Raw genomic sequence first — 17,038 nt, 5'->3', positions numbered from 1 at the left:
GGGTGCCGACCAGAGGCGCAGGACATAATCTTTCGTAACCCGGCATCTTAATTACGATGCGCCGGGCGAGGCGGGGAGGGTGACGCGCGCCGCGCGCGATCCTACATGAAGGGCCATGCCTGTCGCTCTGCCCGCCATCGTCGAAGACTGGTTCGCCGCCCGCGGCTGGCGCGCGCGGCGGCATCAGATGGAGATGCTGGCGGCGGCGCAACAGGGGGATCACGCGCTGCTGGTTGCGCCCACGGGGGCGGGCAAGACGCTCGCCGGCTTCCTGCCGACGATCGCTGACCTGATCGCCGCGCCGACCGAGGGGCTGCACACCCTCTATGTCTCGCCACTGAAAGCGCTGGCGGTCGATGTCCGGCGCAACCTGCTGACCCCGATCGAGGAGATGGGGCTGCCGATTCGCGTCGAGACGCGCACCGGCGACACGCCCTCGGACCGCAAGGCGCGGCAGCGCGCCCGGCCGCCGCACATCCTGCTGACCACGCCCGAATCGCTGTCGCTGCTGCTGACCTATCCCGATGCGGACATGATGTTCGCCAATCTGCGCACGGTGATCGTCGATGAGGTCCATGCCTTCGCCACGCAGAAGCGGGGCGACCTGCTCAGCCTGTCGATGGCGCGGCTGCAGGCGATCAACCCCGGGCTGCGCCGCGTCGCCCTGTCCGCCACGGTCGCCGATGTCGACGCCTATCGCGCCTGGCTGGCGCCCGATGGCGACATAGGCGCGGTGACGCCGGTGCTGGGGGAGGCGGGGGCAGAGCCCCATGTCGCGATCCTCATTCCCGAAGGGCGCATCCCCTGGTCGGGCCATTCGGGCCGCTATGCCGCCAGGCAGGTGATGGCGGAAATCGAGTCGCGCGGCACGACTCTGGTCTTCTGCAACACGCGCGGCCTTGCCGAACTGATCTTCCAGGAACTCTGGTCGGTCAATGACGCCAATCTGCCGATCGCCATCCATCATGGCAGCCTGTCGATCGAGGCGCGGCGCAAGGTCGAAAGCGCGATGGCGGCGGGCAGGCTGCGCGCGCTCGTCGCGACCGCCTCGCTCGACCTGGGCGTCGATTGGGGCAATGTCGACTGCGTCATCCAGATGGGCGCGCCCAAGGGCAGCTCGCGCCTGCTCCAGCGCATCGGCCGCGCCAATCACCGGCTCGACATGGCGTCCGAAGCGATCCTGATCCCGGGCAACCGGTTCGAATATCTGGAGGCGCGCGCGGCGCTCGACGCGGTGGAGGCGGGCGAGCGCGATGCCGATGACTTTCGTCCCGGCAGCCTGGACGTGCTGGCGCAGCATGTCATGGGCCTGGCCTGCGCCGGGCCGTTCCGCGCGGAGGAGATGCTCGACGAGATCCGCTCCGCCACGCCCTACAGCGCGCTGACCGCCGAAGCGTTCGACAATGTCCTCTCCTTCATCGAAGGGGGCGGCTATGCGCTGCGCGCCTATGACCGCTTCAAGCGCCTGACCCGGGAGGAGGACGGGACCTGGCGCGTCTCGCACCCTCGCTTCGTCCAGCAGCACCGCCTCAATGCCGGCATCATCGTCGATCAGCCTGCGCTCGCCGTCCGCTTCGCCAATGGCCGCAAGCTCGGCACGGTCGAGGAAGGCTTCGCCGCGCAGTTGCGGCCGGGCGACAGCTTCTTCTTCTCCGGCATGGCGCTGGAGGTGGTGCGGATCGACATCACCGACCTGACCGTGCGCGCCACGTCGAAACAGGCGCGCGTGCCCAGCTGGGGCGGCACGCGCATGGCGATGTCTACTCGCCTGGCCGACAGGGTGCGCCATTTCCTGGCCGAGCCGGAAGAATGGGGCCGCTTCCCGCCCGACGTGCGCGAATGGCTGGACATGCAGCAGGCCCGCTCCGCCCTGCCGCAGCCGGGGCAGCTATTAATTGAGACCTTCCCGCATGAAGGGCGCCATTATCTCGTCTGCTACAGTTTCGAAGGCTGGAACGCCCACCAGTCGCTCGGCATGTTGCTCACGCGGCGCATGGATGCGCAGGGGCTGATGCCGCTGGGCTTCGTGTCCAATGATTATGCGCTGGCGGTTTATGGCCTCAAACCCGTGACCGACCCCCGGAGCCTGTTTTCCGCGGATATTCTGGACCATGAGTTTATCGACTGGGTCGAACAGTCGAGCTTGCTGAAGCGCGCGTTCCGCGACGTGGCGGTGATTTCCGGCCTGATCGAGCGGCAGCATCCCGGCAAGCGCAAGACCGGGCGGCAGGTGACCTTTTCCACCGACCTCATCTACGACGTGCTGCGCAAATATCAGCCCGACCATCTGCTGATCAAGGCGGCCTGGGCCGACGCCCGCGCGCGGATGACGGATGTGGGGCGGCTGGGCGATCTGATCGACCGAGCGGCGACGACGATGCTGCACATCGACCTGGAGCGAGTCAGCCCGCTCGCGGTTCCCGTGCTGATCCTCATCGGCCGCGAACAAGTGGCGCAGCAGGCGGCCGAGGACGCGCTGCTGATGGAAGCCGAAGCGCTCGTCGCCGAAGCGATGCGCGCGGACTAGAGCCCGCTCAGCGCCGCGAAGGGATCGTCGGTCGGATCGTCATTCCAGCGATATTCGGCGCGGTCCGCGACCCATTGCGCCATTGCCTTGCCATAGAGTTTGGCGATCAGACCCAGCGCCATGTCGGTGCCTGCCGAGACGCCCGACGATGTTGTATATTTCCCGTCCTCGACCCAGCGGGCATGGGGTACCCAATGCACCTGCGCGCCCTGTGCCGTCGCCCAATCCCATGCCATCTTGTTGCTCGTCGCCTTCACTCCATCGAGCAGGCCGGCCTTGGCCAACAGGCCCGATCCGGTGCAGATGCTCGCCACCTGCGGCGTGGCGTCGGCCAAATTCTTGATCGCTTGCAGGAAGGCGGGGTTGCCGACCTCCCGCCGCGTGCCCGATCCGCCGGGGATCATCACGATGTCCAGCTTGGGCGCATCGGCGAAAGCGACATCGGCCATGGCGGCGGGGCCAGTGCGGCTCTTCACCGGGCCGGCCTTCTCCGCGATCAGCAGCGTGTCGACGCGATCGTTCAGCATCGCGAACATTTCCAGCGGGCCGAACACGTCGAGCAGTTCGAACCCGTCGAACAGCACCATACCCAGCGTCTTGCGCGGAGCTTCAGGCGGCACCGGCGGCTCGCGCGAGATACGGCTCGCCGCCTGCGCTGGCGGCGCGGCGACGGTCAGCAGGGCGGATGCGACCAGCAGGTCGCGACGGGACGGCAGTGTTTCGCGCATGGCACATCTCTCTTTTCCTCCCTGGACGATCAGTAGCCGAAATCCCGCCCCTCGTCGCGCGCGCCGCCGCAACCTTTCAGCACGCCCTCGCCAAAGGCGATCTGCACCCGGTCGGACCATATGGCGTCGCTCATGCCGTCGCTGCACGGACCATCGCTGACGGTCATGCTGAACCCCTCGCCCAGAAAGCGCAGCGCCGCCGCATCGGCTTCCTCCCGCACTCGGTAGCGCACCGCCGCCCTGTCGGGCCGCTCCAGCGTCGCTGTGTCGCCGCGTACAGTCACAGCCCAGAAAGGCTCGGTGCCGATCGCGCGATAAGCGGCGAGCTCCGGCGGGGGCGGCGATGTTTCACGTGAAACCAACGGTTTGGCGAGCGGCGTAACGGACGTCGGCCTGTCGCTTTTGCTGTCGGCCTTGGCTGTCTCATCGGCGATCGGCGTCACCACCACCTCTGCCGGACGGTCGGCCCCCGTCTTGTTCACCACGGCGGGCGGCGGATCCTCGCTGCAGCCCGCCGGCAGCGCCAGCATCAGCGCGATCCATGCCCGCCTCATGACGGCATCACCGCGTCGCGGCGAAAGCAGTCGATCGCATGATCATTCAGCAGCCCGGTCGCCTGCATCCATGCATAGACGATGGTCGGACCGACGAATTTAAACCCCCGCCGCTTCAGATCCCTGGAGATCGCCTCCGACAGCGGGCTCTTTGGCGGCACCGCGCGGCCGTCATTGCGGATCGGCCGGCGGTCGACAAAGCCCCAGGCATAGGCCGAGAAATCCTCGCCCCGCTCGCGCATCGCGCAATAGAGGCGGGCGCCGGCGATCGTCGCCTCGATCTTCGCGCGCGCCCGCACAATGCCGGCGTCGCTCATCAGCCGATCGACATCCGCCGGCCTGAACGCCGCGACCTTGTCCGGATCGAAGCCGGCGAAGGCGGCGCGAAAGGCCTCACGCTTGCGCAGGATGGTGATCCACGACAGCCCGGCCTGAAAGCCCTCCAACATCAGCATTTCCCACAGCATGCGCGAATCGCGCTGCGGGACGCCCCATTCCTCGTCATGATAGGCGCAATAAAGCGGGTCCGTGCCGCACCAGCCGCACCGGACCCGCTCCATGTCAGACGTCCAGATTGGCGACGTTCAGCGCATTGTCCTGGATGAACTCGCGCCGCGATTCGACCACGTCGCCCATCAGCTGGGTGAAGATTTCGTCGGCGACGTCCGCCTGCTCCACCTCGACTCGCAGCATGGAGCGATTGTCCGGATCCAGCGTGGTTTCCCAAAGTTGCTCGGCATTCATTTCGCCCAGGCCCTTGTAGCGCTGGATCGACAGCCCCTTGCGCCCGGCGGTCAGGATCGCGTCGAGCAGCTCGCTCGGGCTGGTGATGGTCGTGCCCTTGGCGCTGGCGGTCGGCAATTCGTCCTCGCCGGCATCCTCGACCGCCTGCGCCGCCTTGGCCGTGACCAGCCGGCTCGCGCTTTTATAGCTGGCCGCTTCCTCGCTGGCGATGGCGTGCAGCTTGCGCGCCTCGGCCGATCCGATGAAGCCGCCCTCGATCATGTGATGATCGGTGACGCCGCGCCACAGCCGTTCGAAATGAAATCCGCCTTCCTGCGCGATCCGGCCCGACCAGCGGCCTTCGGCATCATGCGCGTCCATCCAGGCGACGGTGGCGTCCAGCCGCTGCGCCTGCGCGTCCTTCGACAGTTCCGGGTCCAGCGCGCCATTGAGGCTCAGCGCCTCGATGATCGCGGGATTGTAGCGGCGCGGCACATAGCGCATCACCGCGCGCATCCGCCTGCCATGTTCGATCAGCCCGCGTAGATCGTCGCCGCTGCGCGCGCCGCCGCTGGTTTCCAGCACCATCGTGTCGACGCCATTGTCGACCAGATACTGCTCCAGCGCCGCTTCGTTCTTGAGATAGACTTCCGATCGTCCCCGGCTCGCCTTGTAGAGCGGCGGCTGGGCGATGTAGAGGTGCCCCGCCTCGATGATCTGCGGCATCTGGCGGTAAAAGAAGGTCAGCAGCAGCGTGCGGATATGCGCGCCGTCGACGTCGGCGTCGGTCATGATGACGATCTTGTGGTAGCGCAGCTTGTCCAGGTTGAAATCGTCGCGGATGCCCGTGCCCATCGCCTGGATGAGGGTGCCCACTTCCTTGGACGAGAGCATCCGGTCGAAGCGCGCGCGCTCGACGTTCAGGATCTTGCCCTTCAGCGGCAGGATCGCCTGATTATGGCGGTTGCGCCCCTGCTTGGCCGACCCGCCGGCCGAATCGCCCTCGACCAGGAACAGTTCGGACTTGGCCGGGTCGCGCTCCTGGCAGTCGGCGAGCTTGCCGGGCAGCGAGGCGATGTCCATCGCGCCCTTGCGGCGCGTGAGCTCACGCGCCTTCTTCGCGGCCTCGCGGGCGGCGGCGGCGTCGATCACCTTCTGCACGATCATCTTGCCGTGCGCAGGATTCTCCTCCAGCCATTCGGCCATCTTGTCGGCCATCAGGCTTTCAAGCGGCTGGCGCACTTCGGAACTGACCAGCTTGTCCTTGGTCTGGCTGGAGAATTTGGGATCGGGCAGCTTGACCGATACGATGGCGGTCAGCCCTTCGCGCATATCCTCGCCGGTGAGGCTCACCTTCTCCTTCTTGAGCAGGCCCGTCTTGTCGGCATAGCTGTTGAGCGTGCGGGTCAGCGCCGCGCGGAAGGCGGCGAGATGGGTGCCGCCGTCGCGCTGCGGGATGTTGTTCGTGAAACACAGCACATTTTCATAATAGCTGTCATTCCACTCCAGCGCGACGTCGATGGTCACGTCGTCGCGCGTGCCGGCGATCGCGATCGGATCGGGCATCAGCGCATTCTTGTTGCGATCCAGATATTTGACGAAAGCCGCGATGCCGCCCTCATAGAAGAGTTCGACTTCCTTCTTCTCCTCATGCCGCGCGTCGACCAGGAACAGGCGCACACCGCTGTTGAGGAAAGCCAGCTCGCGATAGCGATGCTCCAGCTTGTCGAAATCATAGTCGGTCTGGTTCTTGAAGGTGCCGCCGTCGCCGGGGGTCTTCTCGGTCGAGGCGAGGAAGGTGACGCGCGTGCCCTTCTTGGGAGTCCCGTCTTCTTTGGCCGGCGCATCGCCGATCACCTTGAGCGGCGCGGTCGCGTCGCCATAGGCGAAGCGCATATAATGTTCCTTGCCGTCACGCCAGATGTTGAGGTCCAGCCATTCCGACAGGGCGTTCACCACCGAAACGCCCACGCCGTGCAGGCCGCCCGACACCTTGTAGGCATTGTCGTCCGACGTATTCTCGAACTTTCCCCCGGCATGCAGCTGGGTCATGATGACCTCGGCCGCCGACACGCCTTCTTCCTTGTGGATGCCGGTCGGGATGCCGCGGCCATTATCCTCGACGCTGACGGAGCCATCCGGGTTCAAGGTGATGACGATCTTGTCGCAATGGCCGGCCAGCGCTTCGTCGATCGCATTGTCCGACACTTCGAATACCATATGGTGCAGGCCGCTGCCGTCGTCGGTATCGCCGATATACATGCCGGGCCGCTTGCGCACCGCGTCCAGCCCTTTCAGCACCTTGATGCTGTCGGCACCATAATCATTCTTGTTGGAAATCTGGGGTTCGTCGCTCATGCCCAGTCTATAGGGAATGCGCCCGTGAAACTAAAGCGAAACATGGCGTCTTTCCCCCGCCGGCGGCCCGGTCTATCACGCTTTCCATGCGCATTGTCCCCGCCCTGATGCTGTGCCTTGCCGGCTGTTCGCAGAGCAACGACGTCTATGAGGAACTGCCCAACAGTTCGCTCGCCGGCGCACCGCGAGAGGTCGTGCCCGACAGCCGGATCGAATCCACGCTGGCGCGCCCCGTGACCATCGGTGAGGATGGGCCGCGGCTCGACGCCTGCGGCGCCATGGGGCAAGTAACGCGGGTTGGAACGGAAGGGCTCGCGGTGCGCGCCGCGCCGTTCACCGAGGCGAAGAGCGTGGCGACGCTGGGCGAGGGGGCGCGCCTCCACATCTGCACCCGCAGCATCGACCAGAAATGGCTGGGAGTCGTCGTCGCGCCGATGCCGGCGGCGGACAATGCGACCGAGGGGCCGGCATGTGGCGTCTCATCGCCGGTCGAGCGCAAGCAGGCCTATGAAGGCCCCTGCGCCAGCGGATGGGTGGCCAGCGCCTATGTCCGCCTGATCGCCGGCTAGACGCTGACGGGCCGTGCGCGCGGGGTCAGAGCGCGCCCAGATAATCCATCTTGCCCAGCGGCACGCCCGCCTGCCGCAGCAGCGCATAGGCCATGGCGACATGGAAGAAGAAATTGGGCAGGGCAAAGCGCAGCACATGATCGCGCCCGGCGAAGCGGAACTCGGCATTGGGCACCTTGAGCACCACCTGCGCGTCCTCGCGCCCGTCGATCGCCTGCTGCGGCACTGCCTCCAGCAGGGCGATGGTGCGCGCGATCCGCGCCTGCAACTGCGCGAAGCTCTGCTCATCGTCCGGCATCGCGACCGGCTCCAGCTCGCCCAGCCGCGTCACCGTACCCTTGGCGGTGTCGCAGGCCGACTGAATCTGCGCGGTCAGCGGCTTCATGTCCTCGATCAGCCGCGCCCCCGTCAACGCCAGCGGGTCGATGCCCCGATCGCCGGCGAAGGCCGCGCCCTTGTCGAGCAGGGTCGACAGGATGCGCAGATGATGGATGAAGACGGGAACGGTCAGGTCGTACAGTCCGGTGCCCACGCAGCTGTTCCTCTCATTCGATGCCGGTGAACACCAGCTTCTGGATGCGCCGGCCCGTATTCACCTCGGTCGCATAGATATTGCCGTCGCTGTCGGTATCAATGCTGTGCAGCCAGGTAAATTGCCCCGCCTGCCGCCCGACCCGGCCGATCGCGCCCAATATCTCATGCGTCTTGCGCTTCAAAATCCAGATGCGGCCGTTCATCATGTCCGCGACATAGAGATAGGTCTGGTCGGCGTCGGGCGAAAAGGCGATGTCGGTCACCGTATGCGTGCCGCCCGTTTCGCCCGCGATCACCAGGTCGCGCACGAAGGTGAGGCCGCCATCCTTGTCGCGCCGGAACAACTGCGCCCGGTTGTTGTTGCGGTCGCAGACATAAAGATGCCCGTCCTTCGTCGGCACCACGCAATGGACGATGTCGGCGAAGGTCTCGGCCTTCGGATTGGCGACCTTGCTGGGGTCGACCGCGTGGCTCTGGTCGAAATCGCCGGCGCGGGTGGGCGCGATCGGCGGTCTGGCATAGGCGCCCCAGCGACCGCGATAGGCGTTGCTGCCCGCATCGAAGCCGATCACCCGCCTGTTGGTGTAGCCATCGGAAATCAGGACCATGCCGTCGCTATGGTTGACGTCGGACGGGTTGCCCAGCAGGTCGGTCGCGTCATTGCCGCCGGTCTTGTCGCGGCGACCGAAGCTGCGGATATAGCGGCCGTTGGGGCTGTAGTTCATGACCACATGATCGCCCTTGCCGTTGCCGCCGAACCACACCGTCCCGGCCTTGTCGACGAAGATGCCGTGCAGGCTGGCGGGCCATTGGTTGACGCCCTCGACGGTTGGCGCGTTCGCCGCGCCGCCCCAGCCGCCCAGATAGCGCCCGTCCTGCGCAAAGTGGACGACCGGCGGCGCTGGCTTGCAGCAGATCGCGGTCGGCGGCGTCTGCGCCAGCCCCGTGTCGGTGGCGGTCAGCGAATGGGGCCGGTGGACGACCCAGACCGAATCGTCGGGACCGACGGCAACGCCGCTCACTTGCCCCAGCAGCAGATCGCCCGGCATGCGCGGCCAGGCGGCATCGACCTTGAAGCGCGGCATCCTGGTGCCCGGCGGCGCGATTTGTTCGAAGGCGAGGGGGGCGAGCGCCGCTTCGGGCGCCGATGCGGCGGTCAGCGTCAACAGGGCGGCAGCTGCTAGCAGGCGGATCATCCGGCGTCTCCTTGATCGACCGGGCGCATCATGCCGGCTTTGCCACGGCGGGCACAAGAGCCCGCAGCGCATCTCCGGCAAGGCACCCGCGATCGCGACAATGTCGGCGGCCGGCCGCGCCCGCGCACGCTGTGGTGGCGCCGGGCAGCCGCCGGGCCAGTTCGGATCAAGCCGATTTGGCTTTACTGGCCTTTTGATGCAGGGCCGGTTACGCGTAAATGGCAGCAATCTCTCGATCAGGCAGGATCGCTCATGTCCCCTTCGTCGCTTCGTCCGCCTTCCCTGTTGCGCCTGCTCGGCGCCTGGCGCGCGCAGGACAGCGCCGAACCCGCCTATCGGCAACTGGCCCAGGCGCTGCGGATGCTGGTGCTCGACGGGCGCGTCGGCCTCAACGTGCGCTTGCCGGGCGAACGCGAGCTTGCGGCCGCGCTCGGCCTGTCGCGCACCACCGTAGCCGCAGCCTTCGACCGGCTGCGCGACGAAGGCTTTCTGGAAAGCCGCCAGGGGTCGGGCAGCGTCACGCGCCTGCCCGCGGGCCACGCCGCCAAGCCCGCGGACGATCCGGAAATGCCGGCGGGCGGCAATCTGCTCAACTGGACTCATGCCGCGCTGCCGGCCGCTCCCGGCGTCGCGCGCGCCTATGCCCATGCGGTGGAGGCGCTGCCCGCCTATCTCGGGGATCTTGGCTATGATCCTTTCGGCCTGATGGTGCTGCGCCGTGCGATCGCCGCCCATTATGATCGGCGCGGCTGCCCGACCTCGCCGGACCAGATCATGGTGACCAACGGCGCGCAGCAGGGATTTTCGCTGCTGCTTCAATGGCTGGCCGGCCCCGGCGACCGGGCGGTGATCGACCATCCGACCTATCATAATGTCATCCAGGCGCTGCAGCGCGCCCATGTCGTGCCGGTGCCGGTCGGCTTGCCCGAACAGGGGTGGGACATCGACGCGATGGAGGCGGCCTTTCGCCAGACCGCGCCGCGCTTCGCTTACGTGATCGCCGATTTCCACAACCCGACGGGGCGGTCGATGGACCCGGCGACCCGCCGCGCCCTGGTGGCCGCCGCCGCGCGCGCGCACACGCCCCTGATCGTCGACGAAACGATGGTCGCCATGGGGCTGGACTTCGCGCCGCCGCCGCCGGTGGCCTGCCATGATCCGTCGGGCCGGCAGGTCATCTCGCTGGGATCGGCCAGCAAGATTTTCTGGGGCGGCTTGCGGGTCGGGTGGATTCGCGCCGATGCGCAGACGGTCGCGGCGCTCGGCCGATTGCGCACGACGATGGACATGGCAAGCCCGGTCGTCGAGCAGCTGGCGGTGGCGCAACTGATCGACGCGGATGTGGGGCTGGGCGCGCGGGCGCAGGTGCTGCGGGACCGGCGCGACCATCTGCTGGGGTTGATCGCCACGCATCTGCCGCACTGGCGCGTCGAATCGCCGGCGGGCGGCCTGTCGCTCTGGGCCGAACTGCCGCGCGCCGAGGCGACGGCGCTGGCGGCGCTTGCCGAAAGCCTGGGGGTGCGCGTGGCGGCCGGGCCGCGCTTTGGCGTGGGCGGCGCGTTCGAGCGCTTCCTGCGCCTGCCCTTCACCCTGGACGAAGCGCAGTTGCAGGCCGGAGTCGAGCGGCTTGCCGAAGCTGACGCCAGGCTTCACGCTCGCCTGCCCCGCACGCGCGACTCCTTCGCCCTTGCGCTGGAGGCGGACCGGCTGATCTAGCGCGCGCTGGCCGCCTCGGACGAAAAAAGGCCGCGCGGTGACGTTCCGCGCGGCCTTTTCTGGTTTTCCGGAAAAAGAAGCGGCTCAGGCCGCCTTCTTCGCCGCCTGATAGCGTTCGATCGCTTCCAGGGTGATGCGACGGGCGTCTTCGGCGCCGCCCCAGGTGCCGATGCGCACCCACTTCTTCTTCTCCAGATCCTTATAATGGGTGAAGAAATGCTCGATCTGCTGGAACACGATTTCCGGCAGGTCGTCGCGCTCGCCCACGTTGGAGTAATAAGGGAAGGTCGAATCCACCGGCACGCAGACCAGCTTTTCGTCGCCGCCCGCTTCATCCTCCAGGTTCAGCACCGCGATCGGGCGGGCCCGCACGACGCAGCCGGGGATGAAAGGCGAGCGCGCAACGACCAGCGCGTCGAGCGGATCGCCATCGGGCGACAGCGTGTGCGGCACGAAGCCGTAATTGGCCGGATAGCGCATGGGCGTGTGCAGGATGCGGTCCACGAACAGCGCGCCCGACGCCTTGTCGAACTCATATTTGACCGGTTCGCCACCCACCGGCACCTCGATGACGACATTGAGGTTGTGGGGCGGATCGTCGCCAACGGAGATCAGTTCGATATTCATGAAAACGCCTCTATCCTACACGATTTGCTGCGGGTGACTCATGTTCTGGGCTTGAGCAGCCGGTCGAGGCTGCCTTCGCCCGCTCCTGTTTTTTCGAGGCGCGGATAGCGCAAGCCACCTGAATAAGCGAGCGACAAAGTGCGGTAATATTTGTCCTGCTTGACGATGATCTGGATCGGCGTCTTGCCGTCCTTGCCGCCGGTGATCGCTCCCTTCCACGCTTCGGGCGAATATTCATAGCCGTTCACCGCCAGGATCTTGGCCCCCACGACCAGCCCGGCCTTGAACGCCGCGCTGTCCCAGATGACGCTGCTGATCTCGCCGTCATTCTTGACGATCGCGCCGATGCCCGACCCCTGGTCGGCATATTTGCCGGCGGTCTCTGCCGCCTTGGTGAAGCTGTTGGGCTCTTGGGTATAGACCAGCTTGTACCCGCCCATGAAGAAGCCGCCCTTGGGCGTTTCGCCGGTGGCGCGGTCGACATATTTCTGGAAGAAGCCCGCCCAGTCATAGGGCGCGATGCCGTTCAGCGTGTCGATGATGTCCTGGCGATTATAGACGACCTGGCCCCAGTCACCCGGGTTGATGCCGAAAAAGGCCTTGGCGAAATCATCCAGGCCCTTGCGGCCGCTGGTCGCCTTGCTGATGATGGCGTCGGCCTCCAGCCACATCATCAGGCCTTCGTTATAATAATCCTCCGACCGCTGCCAACTGGTCCAGCCCTTGGGCCGCCGGGCCGAGATGATGGGATCATGGGTGGTGTCCTCCAGCGAGCGCCATTGCCGCCCGACCGCCGTGTCGAGCCGCGCGGCGATATTGGCATAGGCGTCCAGCGTCTCCTGCTTGGTGAACATCCCCGACCGCGCGCCCAGCACATAGCCCCAGAATTGCGTCTGGCCTTCATAGACCCACAGCAGATTATCCTGCATCGGCGTGCGGAAATCGGGTGTCCACAGCAGGTCGGGGCGGCGGAACTTGCCGTCCCAGCTATGCGTGAACTCATGCGGCAGCAGGTTGCGGTCGAGCAGCGCCTTGCCCGAATCCCAATCCTTGAAATAGCCCGGCTCGACCTGGTTCTCGGACGAGCGATGATGTTCCAGGCCGATGCCCCCCATTTCGTCGGTGATGGCCAGCAGGAAGTCATAATGGTTGAAATGATAGGCGCCGAACAGCGCGCCGGCTTCATCCACCAGCTTCTTGTGCTTGGCGATCTGCTCGGGCTTGTAGTTGAGTTCGTCCGCCGCGTCGGCGACGATGTTGAGCGTCACATTGTGGCCCAGGTCGACCGGCTTGAAATAGCGGCCGGCAAAGACGGGCGAATCCTGCAGCGCTTCATAGTCGATCGTGTCATAGGCGACGGTGTCGCCCGTCTTCGTGCCGCGCAGCGCGGTCGCGGCCTGCCAGCCGGCGGGGTAGGTGACGCTCGCCTGCACTGGAATCTGGCGCGTGAAATAGCCTGCGGGATAGAGCGAGACCTGCTCCCACTGGATGTTCATCATCCTGGGGGTGATGACGACGCGGCCCTGGCTGGGCTGAGTCGCGGACAGGAACTGGAAGGATGCGACGATTTCGGTCGCGCCCTTCGGCACGTCGATCTTGAAGGCATAGACGTCCAGCGGATCGCGCACCCACTGCACCGGCTGACCATTGGCGGTGATGGTAAGGCCGGCGAGCTTTTCGATCTGGCCGCGCGGCGCATGGTTGCCCGGCAACCATTCGGGCATCAGCAGCGTCATCGGCCCGGCCTGCGCCACGGGAATGGTCTCCTTGACGCGATAGATGCGCTGGGTCGTATCGGTGGCGTCGACCTCCAGCCGGATCGTGCCGGGATAGGGCATGTCGCGCGGGGCGGGAGTCGCATCGTCGACGGGCAGGGCGGTCGGCTTGGAGCGGACCGCATCCTGCGCCAGCAGCGGGCTGGCGAACGCGGTGGCAAGGCCCGTGGAAAGGCAAAGGGCGGCAGCAAGGCTGCGGATCATGGAGGTCTCCGAAAGATGGGCGGGGCCGGACGGCCCGGATGGGGGCCAGCATGGCGGCTCTGCGCCCGCGCGTCCACCCCTTGCAGGATATGGAATATCTACGCACGCAAGCGACCAAAAAAGCGCGTTTCCTTGACCTTGAAATCCCGCTAAAGGCGCTGCCCCATGGCCAGACTAGAAACCCCGCGCCCCGTGCGCGGCACGCAGGACATGCTGGGCGGCGCGCCCGATGCTTTTCAGGAGAGGTTCGCCCATGTCGTGGCGGCCTTCGATCGCGTGCGCCGGCTTTACGGGTTCCAGCGGGTCGAAGTGCCGGTGTTCGAAGGGACGGCGGTCTTCGCCCGGTCGCTGGGCGAAAGCACCGATGTCGTGTCCAAGGAAATGTACACGTTCGAGGATCGCGGCGGCGACTCCATCACCCTGCGGCCCGAATTCACCGCCGGCATCAGCCGCGCCTATATCACCGAGGGCTGGCAGCAATATGCGCCGCTCAAAGTGGCCACCCACGGCCCCCTCTTCCGGTACGAGCGGCCGCAAAAGGGCCGCTTCCGCCAGTTCCACCAGCTGGATGCGGAAATCATCGGCGCGGGCGAGCCCGGTGCCGATGTCGAACTGCTCGTCATGGGCGACCAGTTGCTGCGCGAACTGCGGATCGAGGGCGTCACGCTGACGCTCAACACGCTGGGCGACGCGGAGAGCCGCGAAGCCTGGCGCGCCGCGCTGATCGCCCATTTCCAGGCGCATCGTGGCGATCTGTCCGAAGACAGCGTCGAGCGGCTGGCGAAGAATCCGCTGCGCATCCTCGACAGCAAGGATCCGCGCGACCGGCCGATCGCCGACAGCGCGCCCGATATCGACGCCTATCTGACCGATGCGGCGCGCAGCTTCTTCGACAAGGTGACGAGCGGCCTCGATGCGGCGGGCGTCGCGTGGGAACGCAATGCGCGGTTGGTGCGCGGCCTGGATTATTATCGCCACACCGCGTTCGAATTCGTAACCGACCGCCTTGGCGCGCAGGGCACGGTGCTGGGCGGCGGGCGCTATGACGGGCTGATCGAGAATCTGGGCGGCCCCGCCACGCCGGCGGTCGGCTGGGCCGCGGGCATCGAGCGGCTGGCGATGCTGGTGGATGCGGTGGAGGTCGACAAGCCCGCCATCGTGCTCATCCCCATGGGTGAGGCGGCCGAGGCGCGCGCGACCGGCATCATCGCCGACCTGCGCCGCGCCGGCATCGCCTGCGACATGGGCTATCGCGGCAATATGAAGAAGCGGATGCAGCGCGCCAATGCGTCGGGCGCCGGCTGGGCGATCATCCTTGGCGATGATGAACTGGCGCGGGGCGAAGCGGCCGTTCGCAACCTTGGCACCGGCGAGCAGCAGGCGGTGGCGCTCGATGCGCTGGTCGGAACGGTGACGGCGCTCTGATGCATATTTCCGCCGAACGCATCGCGCAGATCGAGGCGCGCCGGGACGAGGTGCAGGCGTCGATGACGCGCGCCGATCTCGCCCCGGACCAGTTCGTGCGGCTGTCAAAGGAATATGCAGAGATCGAGCCGGTGGCGGCCGCCGCGCGCGAGCTGCGCCGGTTGCGGCAGGAATTGTCGGCGCTGGAAATGATGACCGGCGGCGACGAGGCCGATCCCGCCATGCGCGAAATGGCGCAGGAGGAAATCCAGCTGCTGCGCAACCAGCTGCCGCGGGCGGAGCGGGCGCTGGCGTTGCAGCTGCTGCCGCGCGACGCTGCCGATGCGCGGCCCGCCATGCTGGAAATCCGCGCCGGCACCGGCGGCGACGAAGCCGCGCTGTTCGCGGGCGACCTGTTCCGCATGTATCAGCGCTATGCCGATAGCCAGGGGTGGAAGATGGAGCTGCTCTCCGCCAATGCGTCGGAACAGGGCGGCTTCAAGGAAGTCGTCGCCAGCATCAACGGCGCGGGCGTCTTCGCGCGGCTGAAGTTCGAAAGCGGCGTCCACCGTGTGCAGCGCGTGCCCGTCACCGAAAGCGGCGGACGCATCCACACCAGCGCCGCGACCGTCGCCGTCCTGCCCGAACCGGAGGAAGTCGATGTCCAGATCGCCGATTCCGACCTCAAGATCGACATCTACCGCGCCAGCGGGGCCGGCGGCCAGCATGTGAACACCACCGATTCGGCCGTGCGGATTACCCATGTGCCGACCGGCATCGTCGTGACGCAGCAGGACGAGCGATCGCAGCACAAGAACAAGGCGAAGGCGATGCAGGTGCTGCGCGCGCGCCTCTATGAGGCGGAGCGGGAACGCACGCAGAGCGAACAGGCCGGCGCGCGCAAGGCGATGGTGGGATCGGGCGACCGGTCCGAACGCATCCGCACCTATAATTTCCCGCAAGGGCGCGTCACTGACCATCGCATCAACCTGACGCTGCACCGCCTGCCCGAAATCCTGGAAGGGCCCGGCCTCGCCGAAGTGATCGACGCCCTGATCGCCGAAGACGAAGCGGCGCGACTGGCGCAACTGGACGGGGTCTCTTGACGCTGAGTGTCCGCCAGTCGCGGCCATCTCCACGCCCTTGCCCATGACCGATCGCGCCATTCCCGACGCCTTGCGCGCTGCGACCCGACATCTGGCGGACGTCAGCGATACGCCCCGGCTCGACGCCGAATTGCTCATGGCCCATGCGCTGGGACTGTCGCGCGCCGACATGCTGCTGCGGCAGCGCGATCTGGATGTGCCTGCCGGGTTCGCCGCGCTGCTGGATCGCCGCCTGACCGGCGCGCCCATCGCCCACATAACCGGCACGCGCGATTTCTGGACGATCAGCCTGGCGGTCACGTCGGATACATTGATCCCGCGACCGGACAGCGAAACGCTGATCGAGGCGGCGGTCGATCATTTCCACGACCGCGCCCCCGACACGATCCTGGACCTTGGCACCGGATCGGGCGCGCTGCTGCTCGCAGCTCTGGCGCAGTGGCCGCAGGCGAAAGGATGGGGCATCGACGCCTCGGCGCCGGCGCTGGCCGTGGCGCAGGCCAATGCCGCGCGCCTCGCTTTGGCGGATCGCGCCGCCTTCCGCATCGGCGACTGGGCGCAGGGGGTGGAGGGCCCGTTCGACCTTCTGCTCATCAACCCGCCCTATATCGCGCAGGATGAACCGCTTGAGGGCGACGTGCTCCACGAACCGCGCAGCGCGCTGTTCGCGGGGGTCGACGGCTTGGACGATTACCGCCGGATCGCGCCGGATTTGTCCCGTTTGATCGCGCCCGGCGGCATGGCCGCGATCGAGATCGGCCATGCCCAGGGGGAAAGCGTCTGCGCGCTGGTCGCCACGCAGGGGCTTGCCGCGTCCGTCCGGCGCGATCTCGCCGGCCATGATCGCTGCGTCGTCGCGACCCGCGCCTGACGCGCCAGTGCGGGCAATTTCCCCCGCCCAGCGCGAAAATCGCTTGGTTTATGGTGTGAAAGTCACTACATCGGGGTCAGGAACGGCTCCATCTCGTGATCTGGCCGCTGTGGCCATTGACAGAAAAGGCCGTTTTTTTAGCTCCT

General features: G+C 66.7%; 14 protein-coding genes. 6 read left to right on the top strand and 8 right to left on the bottom strand.

Annotated elements, in window-relative coordinates; translation table 11 throughout:
• Nucleotides 1-115 precede the first annotated feature (115 nt).
• A complete protein-coding gene (locus ACGGKE_RS11115; RefSeq protein ID WP_394437836.1) occupies nt 116-2,527 on the top strand; it encodes a ligase-associated DNA damage response DEXH box helicase in 2,412 nt (803 codons plus the stop codon).
• Here ACGGKE_RS11115 and ACGGKE_RS11110 read toward each other — a convergent pair.
• From ACGGKE_RS11110 to gyrB, 4 genes are read right to left on the bottom strand one after another with little or no spacing between them, the layout of a single operon-like run.
• Entirely contained in the window at nt 2,524-3,255 is a 732-nt protein-coding gene (locus ACGGKE_RS11110) for a DJ-1/PfpI family protein (protein ID WP_394437834.1), read from the bottom strand. The two genes, ACGGKE_RS11115 and ACGGKE_RS11110, sit on opposite strands and share 4 nt — an antisense overlap.
• A 29-nt stretch (nt 3,256-3,284) precedes the next feature.
• A complete protein-coding gene (locus ACGGKE_RS11105; RefSeq protein WP_394437832.1) occupies nt 3,285-3,809 on the bottom strand; it encodes a membrane-like protein in 525 nt (174 codons plus the stop codon).
• On the bottom strand, nt 3,806-4,369 hold the full coding sequence (locus ACGGKE_RS11100; protein WP_394437829.1) for a DNA-3-methyladenine glycosylase I: 564 nt from the start codon (nt 4,367-4,369) through the stop codon (nt 3,806-3,808). The genes ACGGKE_RS11105 and ACGGKE_RS11100 overlap by 4 nt, the downstream gene beginning before the upstream one ends.
• Before the next feature lies 1 nt (nt 4,370).
• On the bottom strand, nt 4,371-6,890 hold the full coding sequence (gyrB, locus tag ACGGKE_RS11095; RefSeq protein WP_394437826.1) for a DNA topoisomerase (ATP-hydrolyzing) subunit B: 2,520 nt from the start codon (nt 6,888-6,890) through the stop codon (nt 4,371-4,373).
• An 86-nt stretch (nt 6,891-6,976) separates the two neighbouring features.
• Here gyrB and ACGGKE_RS11090 point away from each other — a divergent pair, with 86 nt between their 5' ends.
• Nucleotides 6,977-7,459, top strand: coding sequence for a hypothetical protein (locus tag ACGGKE_RS11090; RefSeq protein WP_394437823.1), 483 nt, complete (start codon nt 6,977-6,979; stop codon nt 7,457-7,459).
• 25 nt (nt 7,460-7,484) lie between these two features.
• Here ACGGKE_RS11090 and ACGGKE_RS11085 read toward each other — a convergent pair whose 3' ends face one another.
• Together ACGGKE_RS11085 and ACGGKE_RS11080 are read right to left on the bottom strand one after the other, a co-directional pair.
• Nucleotides 7,485-7,991 (bottom strand): DUF1993 domain-containing protein, encoded by a 507-nt coding sequence (locus tag ACGGKE_RS11085; RefSeq protein WP_394437821.1) that lies wholly within the window; start codon nt 7,989-7,991, stop codon nt 7,485-7,487.
• Between the two features lie 13 nt (nt 7,992-8,004).
• Nucleotides 8,005-9,189 (bottom strand): hypothetical protein, encoded by a 1,185-nt coding sequence (locus ACGGKE_RS11080; RefSeq protein ID WP_394437819.1) that lies wholly within the window; start codon nt 9,187-9,189, stop codon nt 8,005-8,007.
• A gap of 252 nt (nt 9,190-9,441) precedes the next feature.
• Between ACGGKE_RS11080 and ACGGKE_RS11075 the strand changes: the two genes are divergently transcribed.
• Nucleotides 9,442-10,905, top strand: a complete 1,464-nt coding sequence (locus ACGGKE_RS11075) for a PLP-dependent aminotransferase family protein (protein WP_394437817.1) — start codon at nt 9,442-9,444, stop codon at nt 10,903-10,905.
• Nucleotides 10,906-10,989: 84 nt separating this feature from the next.
• On the opposite strand, the gene ppa is transcribed toward ACGGKE_RS11075, so the two are convergent.
• The gene (gene ppa, locus ACGGKE_RS11070) at nt 10,990-11,532 is read right to left on the bottom strand and encodes an inorganic diphosphatase (protein WP_228167263.1); all 543 of its coding nucleotides are present in this window, start codon (nt 11,530-11,532) and stop codon (nt 10,990-10,992) included.
• Between the two features lie 38 nt (nt 11,533-11,570).
• The gene (locus tag ACGGKE_RS11065; protein ID WP_394437814.1) at nt 11,571-13,511 is read right to left on the bottom strand and encodes a M61 family metallopeptidase; all 1,941 of its coding nucleotides are present in this window, start codon (nt 13,509-13,511) and stop codon (nt 11,571-11,573) included.
• A gap of 165 nt (nt 13,512-13,676) precedes the next feature.
• Here ACGGKE_RS11065 and hisS point away from each other — a divergent pair, with 165 nt between their 5' ends.
• From hisS to prmC, 3 genes are read left to right on the top strand one after another with little or no spacing between them, the layout of a single operon-like run.
• Nucleotides 13,677-14,936: a histidine--tRNA ligase gene (gene hisS / locus ACGGKE_RS11060; protein WP_394437812.1), complete on the top strand. Its 1,260-nt coding sequence runs from the start codon at nt 13,677-13,679 to the stop codon at nt 14,934-14,936.
• On the top strand, nt 14,936-16,021 hold the full coding sequence (gene prfA / locus ACGGKE_RS11055; RefSeq protein WP_394437810.1) for a peptide chain release factor 1: 1,086 nt from the start codon (nt 14,936-14,938) through the stop codon (nt 16,019-16,021). The genes hisS and prfA overlap by 1 nt, the downstream gene beginning before the upstream one ends.
• A 43-nt stretch (nt 16,022-16,064) precedes the next feature.
• On the top strand, nt 16,065-16,892 hold the full coding sequence (gene prmC / locus ACGGKE_RS11050) for a peptide chain release factor N(5)-glutamine methyltransferase (RefSeq protein WP_394441912.1): 828 nt from the start codon (nt 16,065-16,067) through the stop codon (nt 16,890-16,892).
• Nucleotides 16,893-17,038 lie beyond the last annotated feature (146 nt).

The organism is Sphingobium naphthae (genome assembly GCF_043589935.1).
In the GTDB taxonomy this organism is placed as follows: domain Bacteria; phylum Pseudomonadota; class Alphaproteobacteria; order Sphingomonadales; family Sphingomonadaceae; genus Sphingobium; species Sphingobium naphthae_A.
The sequence above is the reverse complement of the archived record's forward strand: the minus strand, read 5'-3'. Positions and strand labels throughout refer to the sequence as shown.

Bases quoted from the DNA above. Each gene is read 5' to 3' on its own strand.
- ACGGKE_RS11115 (WP_394437836.1), top strand. From the start codon at position 116: ATGCCTGTCGCTCTGCCCGCCATCGTCGAAGACTGGTTCGCCGCCCGC.
- ACGGKE_RS11110 (WP_394437834.1), bottom strand. From the start codon at position 3,255: ATGCGCGAAACACTGCCGTCCCGTCGCGACCTGCTGGTCGCATCCGCC.
- ACGGKE_RS11105 (WP_394437832.1), bottom strand. From the start codon at position 3,809: ATGAGGCGGGCATGGATCGCGCTGATGCTGGCGCTGCCGGCGGGCTGC.
- ACGGKE_RS11100 (WP_394437829.1), bottom strand. From the start codon at position 4,369: ATGGAGCGGGTCCGGTGCGGCTGGTGCGGCACGGACCCGCTTTATTGC.
- gyrB (WP_394437826.1), bottom strand. From the start codon at position 6,890: ATGAGCGACGAACCCCAGATTTCCAACAAGAATGATTATGGTGCCGAC.
- ACGGKE_RS11090 (WP_394437823.1), top strand. From the start codon at position 6,977: ATGCGCATTGTCCCCGCCCTGATGCTGTGCCTTGCCGGCTGTTCGCAG.
- ACGGKE_RS11080 (WP_394437819.1), bottom strand. From the start codon at position 9,189: ATGATCCGCCTGCTAGCAGCTGCCGCCCTGTTGACGCTGACCGCCGCA.
- ACGGKE_RS11075 (WP_394437817.1), top strand. From the start codon at position 9,442: ATGTCCCCTTCGTCGCTTCGTCCGCCTTCCCTGTTGCGCCTGCTCGGC.
- ppa (WP_228167263.1), bottom strand. From the start codon at position 11,532: ATGAATATCGAACTGATCTCCGTTGGCGACGATCCGCCCCACAACCTC.
- ACGGKE_RS11065 (WP_394437814.1), bottom strand. From the start codon at position 13,511: ATGATCCGCAGCCTTGCTGCCGCCCTTTGCCTTTCCACGGGCCTTGCC.
- hisS (WP_394437812.1), top strand. From the start codon at position 13,677: ATGGCCAGACTAGAAACCCCGCGCCCCGTGCGCGGCACGCAGGACATG.
- prfA (WP_394437810.1), top strand. From the start codon at position 14,936: ATGCATATTTCCGCCGAACGCATCGCGCAGATCGAGGCGCGCCGGGAC.
- prmC (WP_394441912.1), top strand. From the start codon at position 16,065: ATGACCGATCGCGCCATTCCCGACGCCTTGCGCGCTGCGACCCGACAT.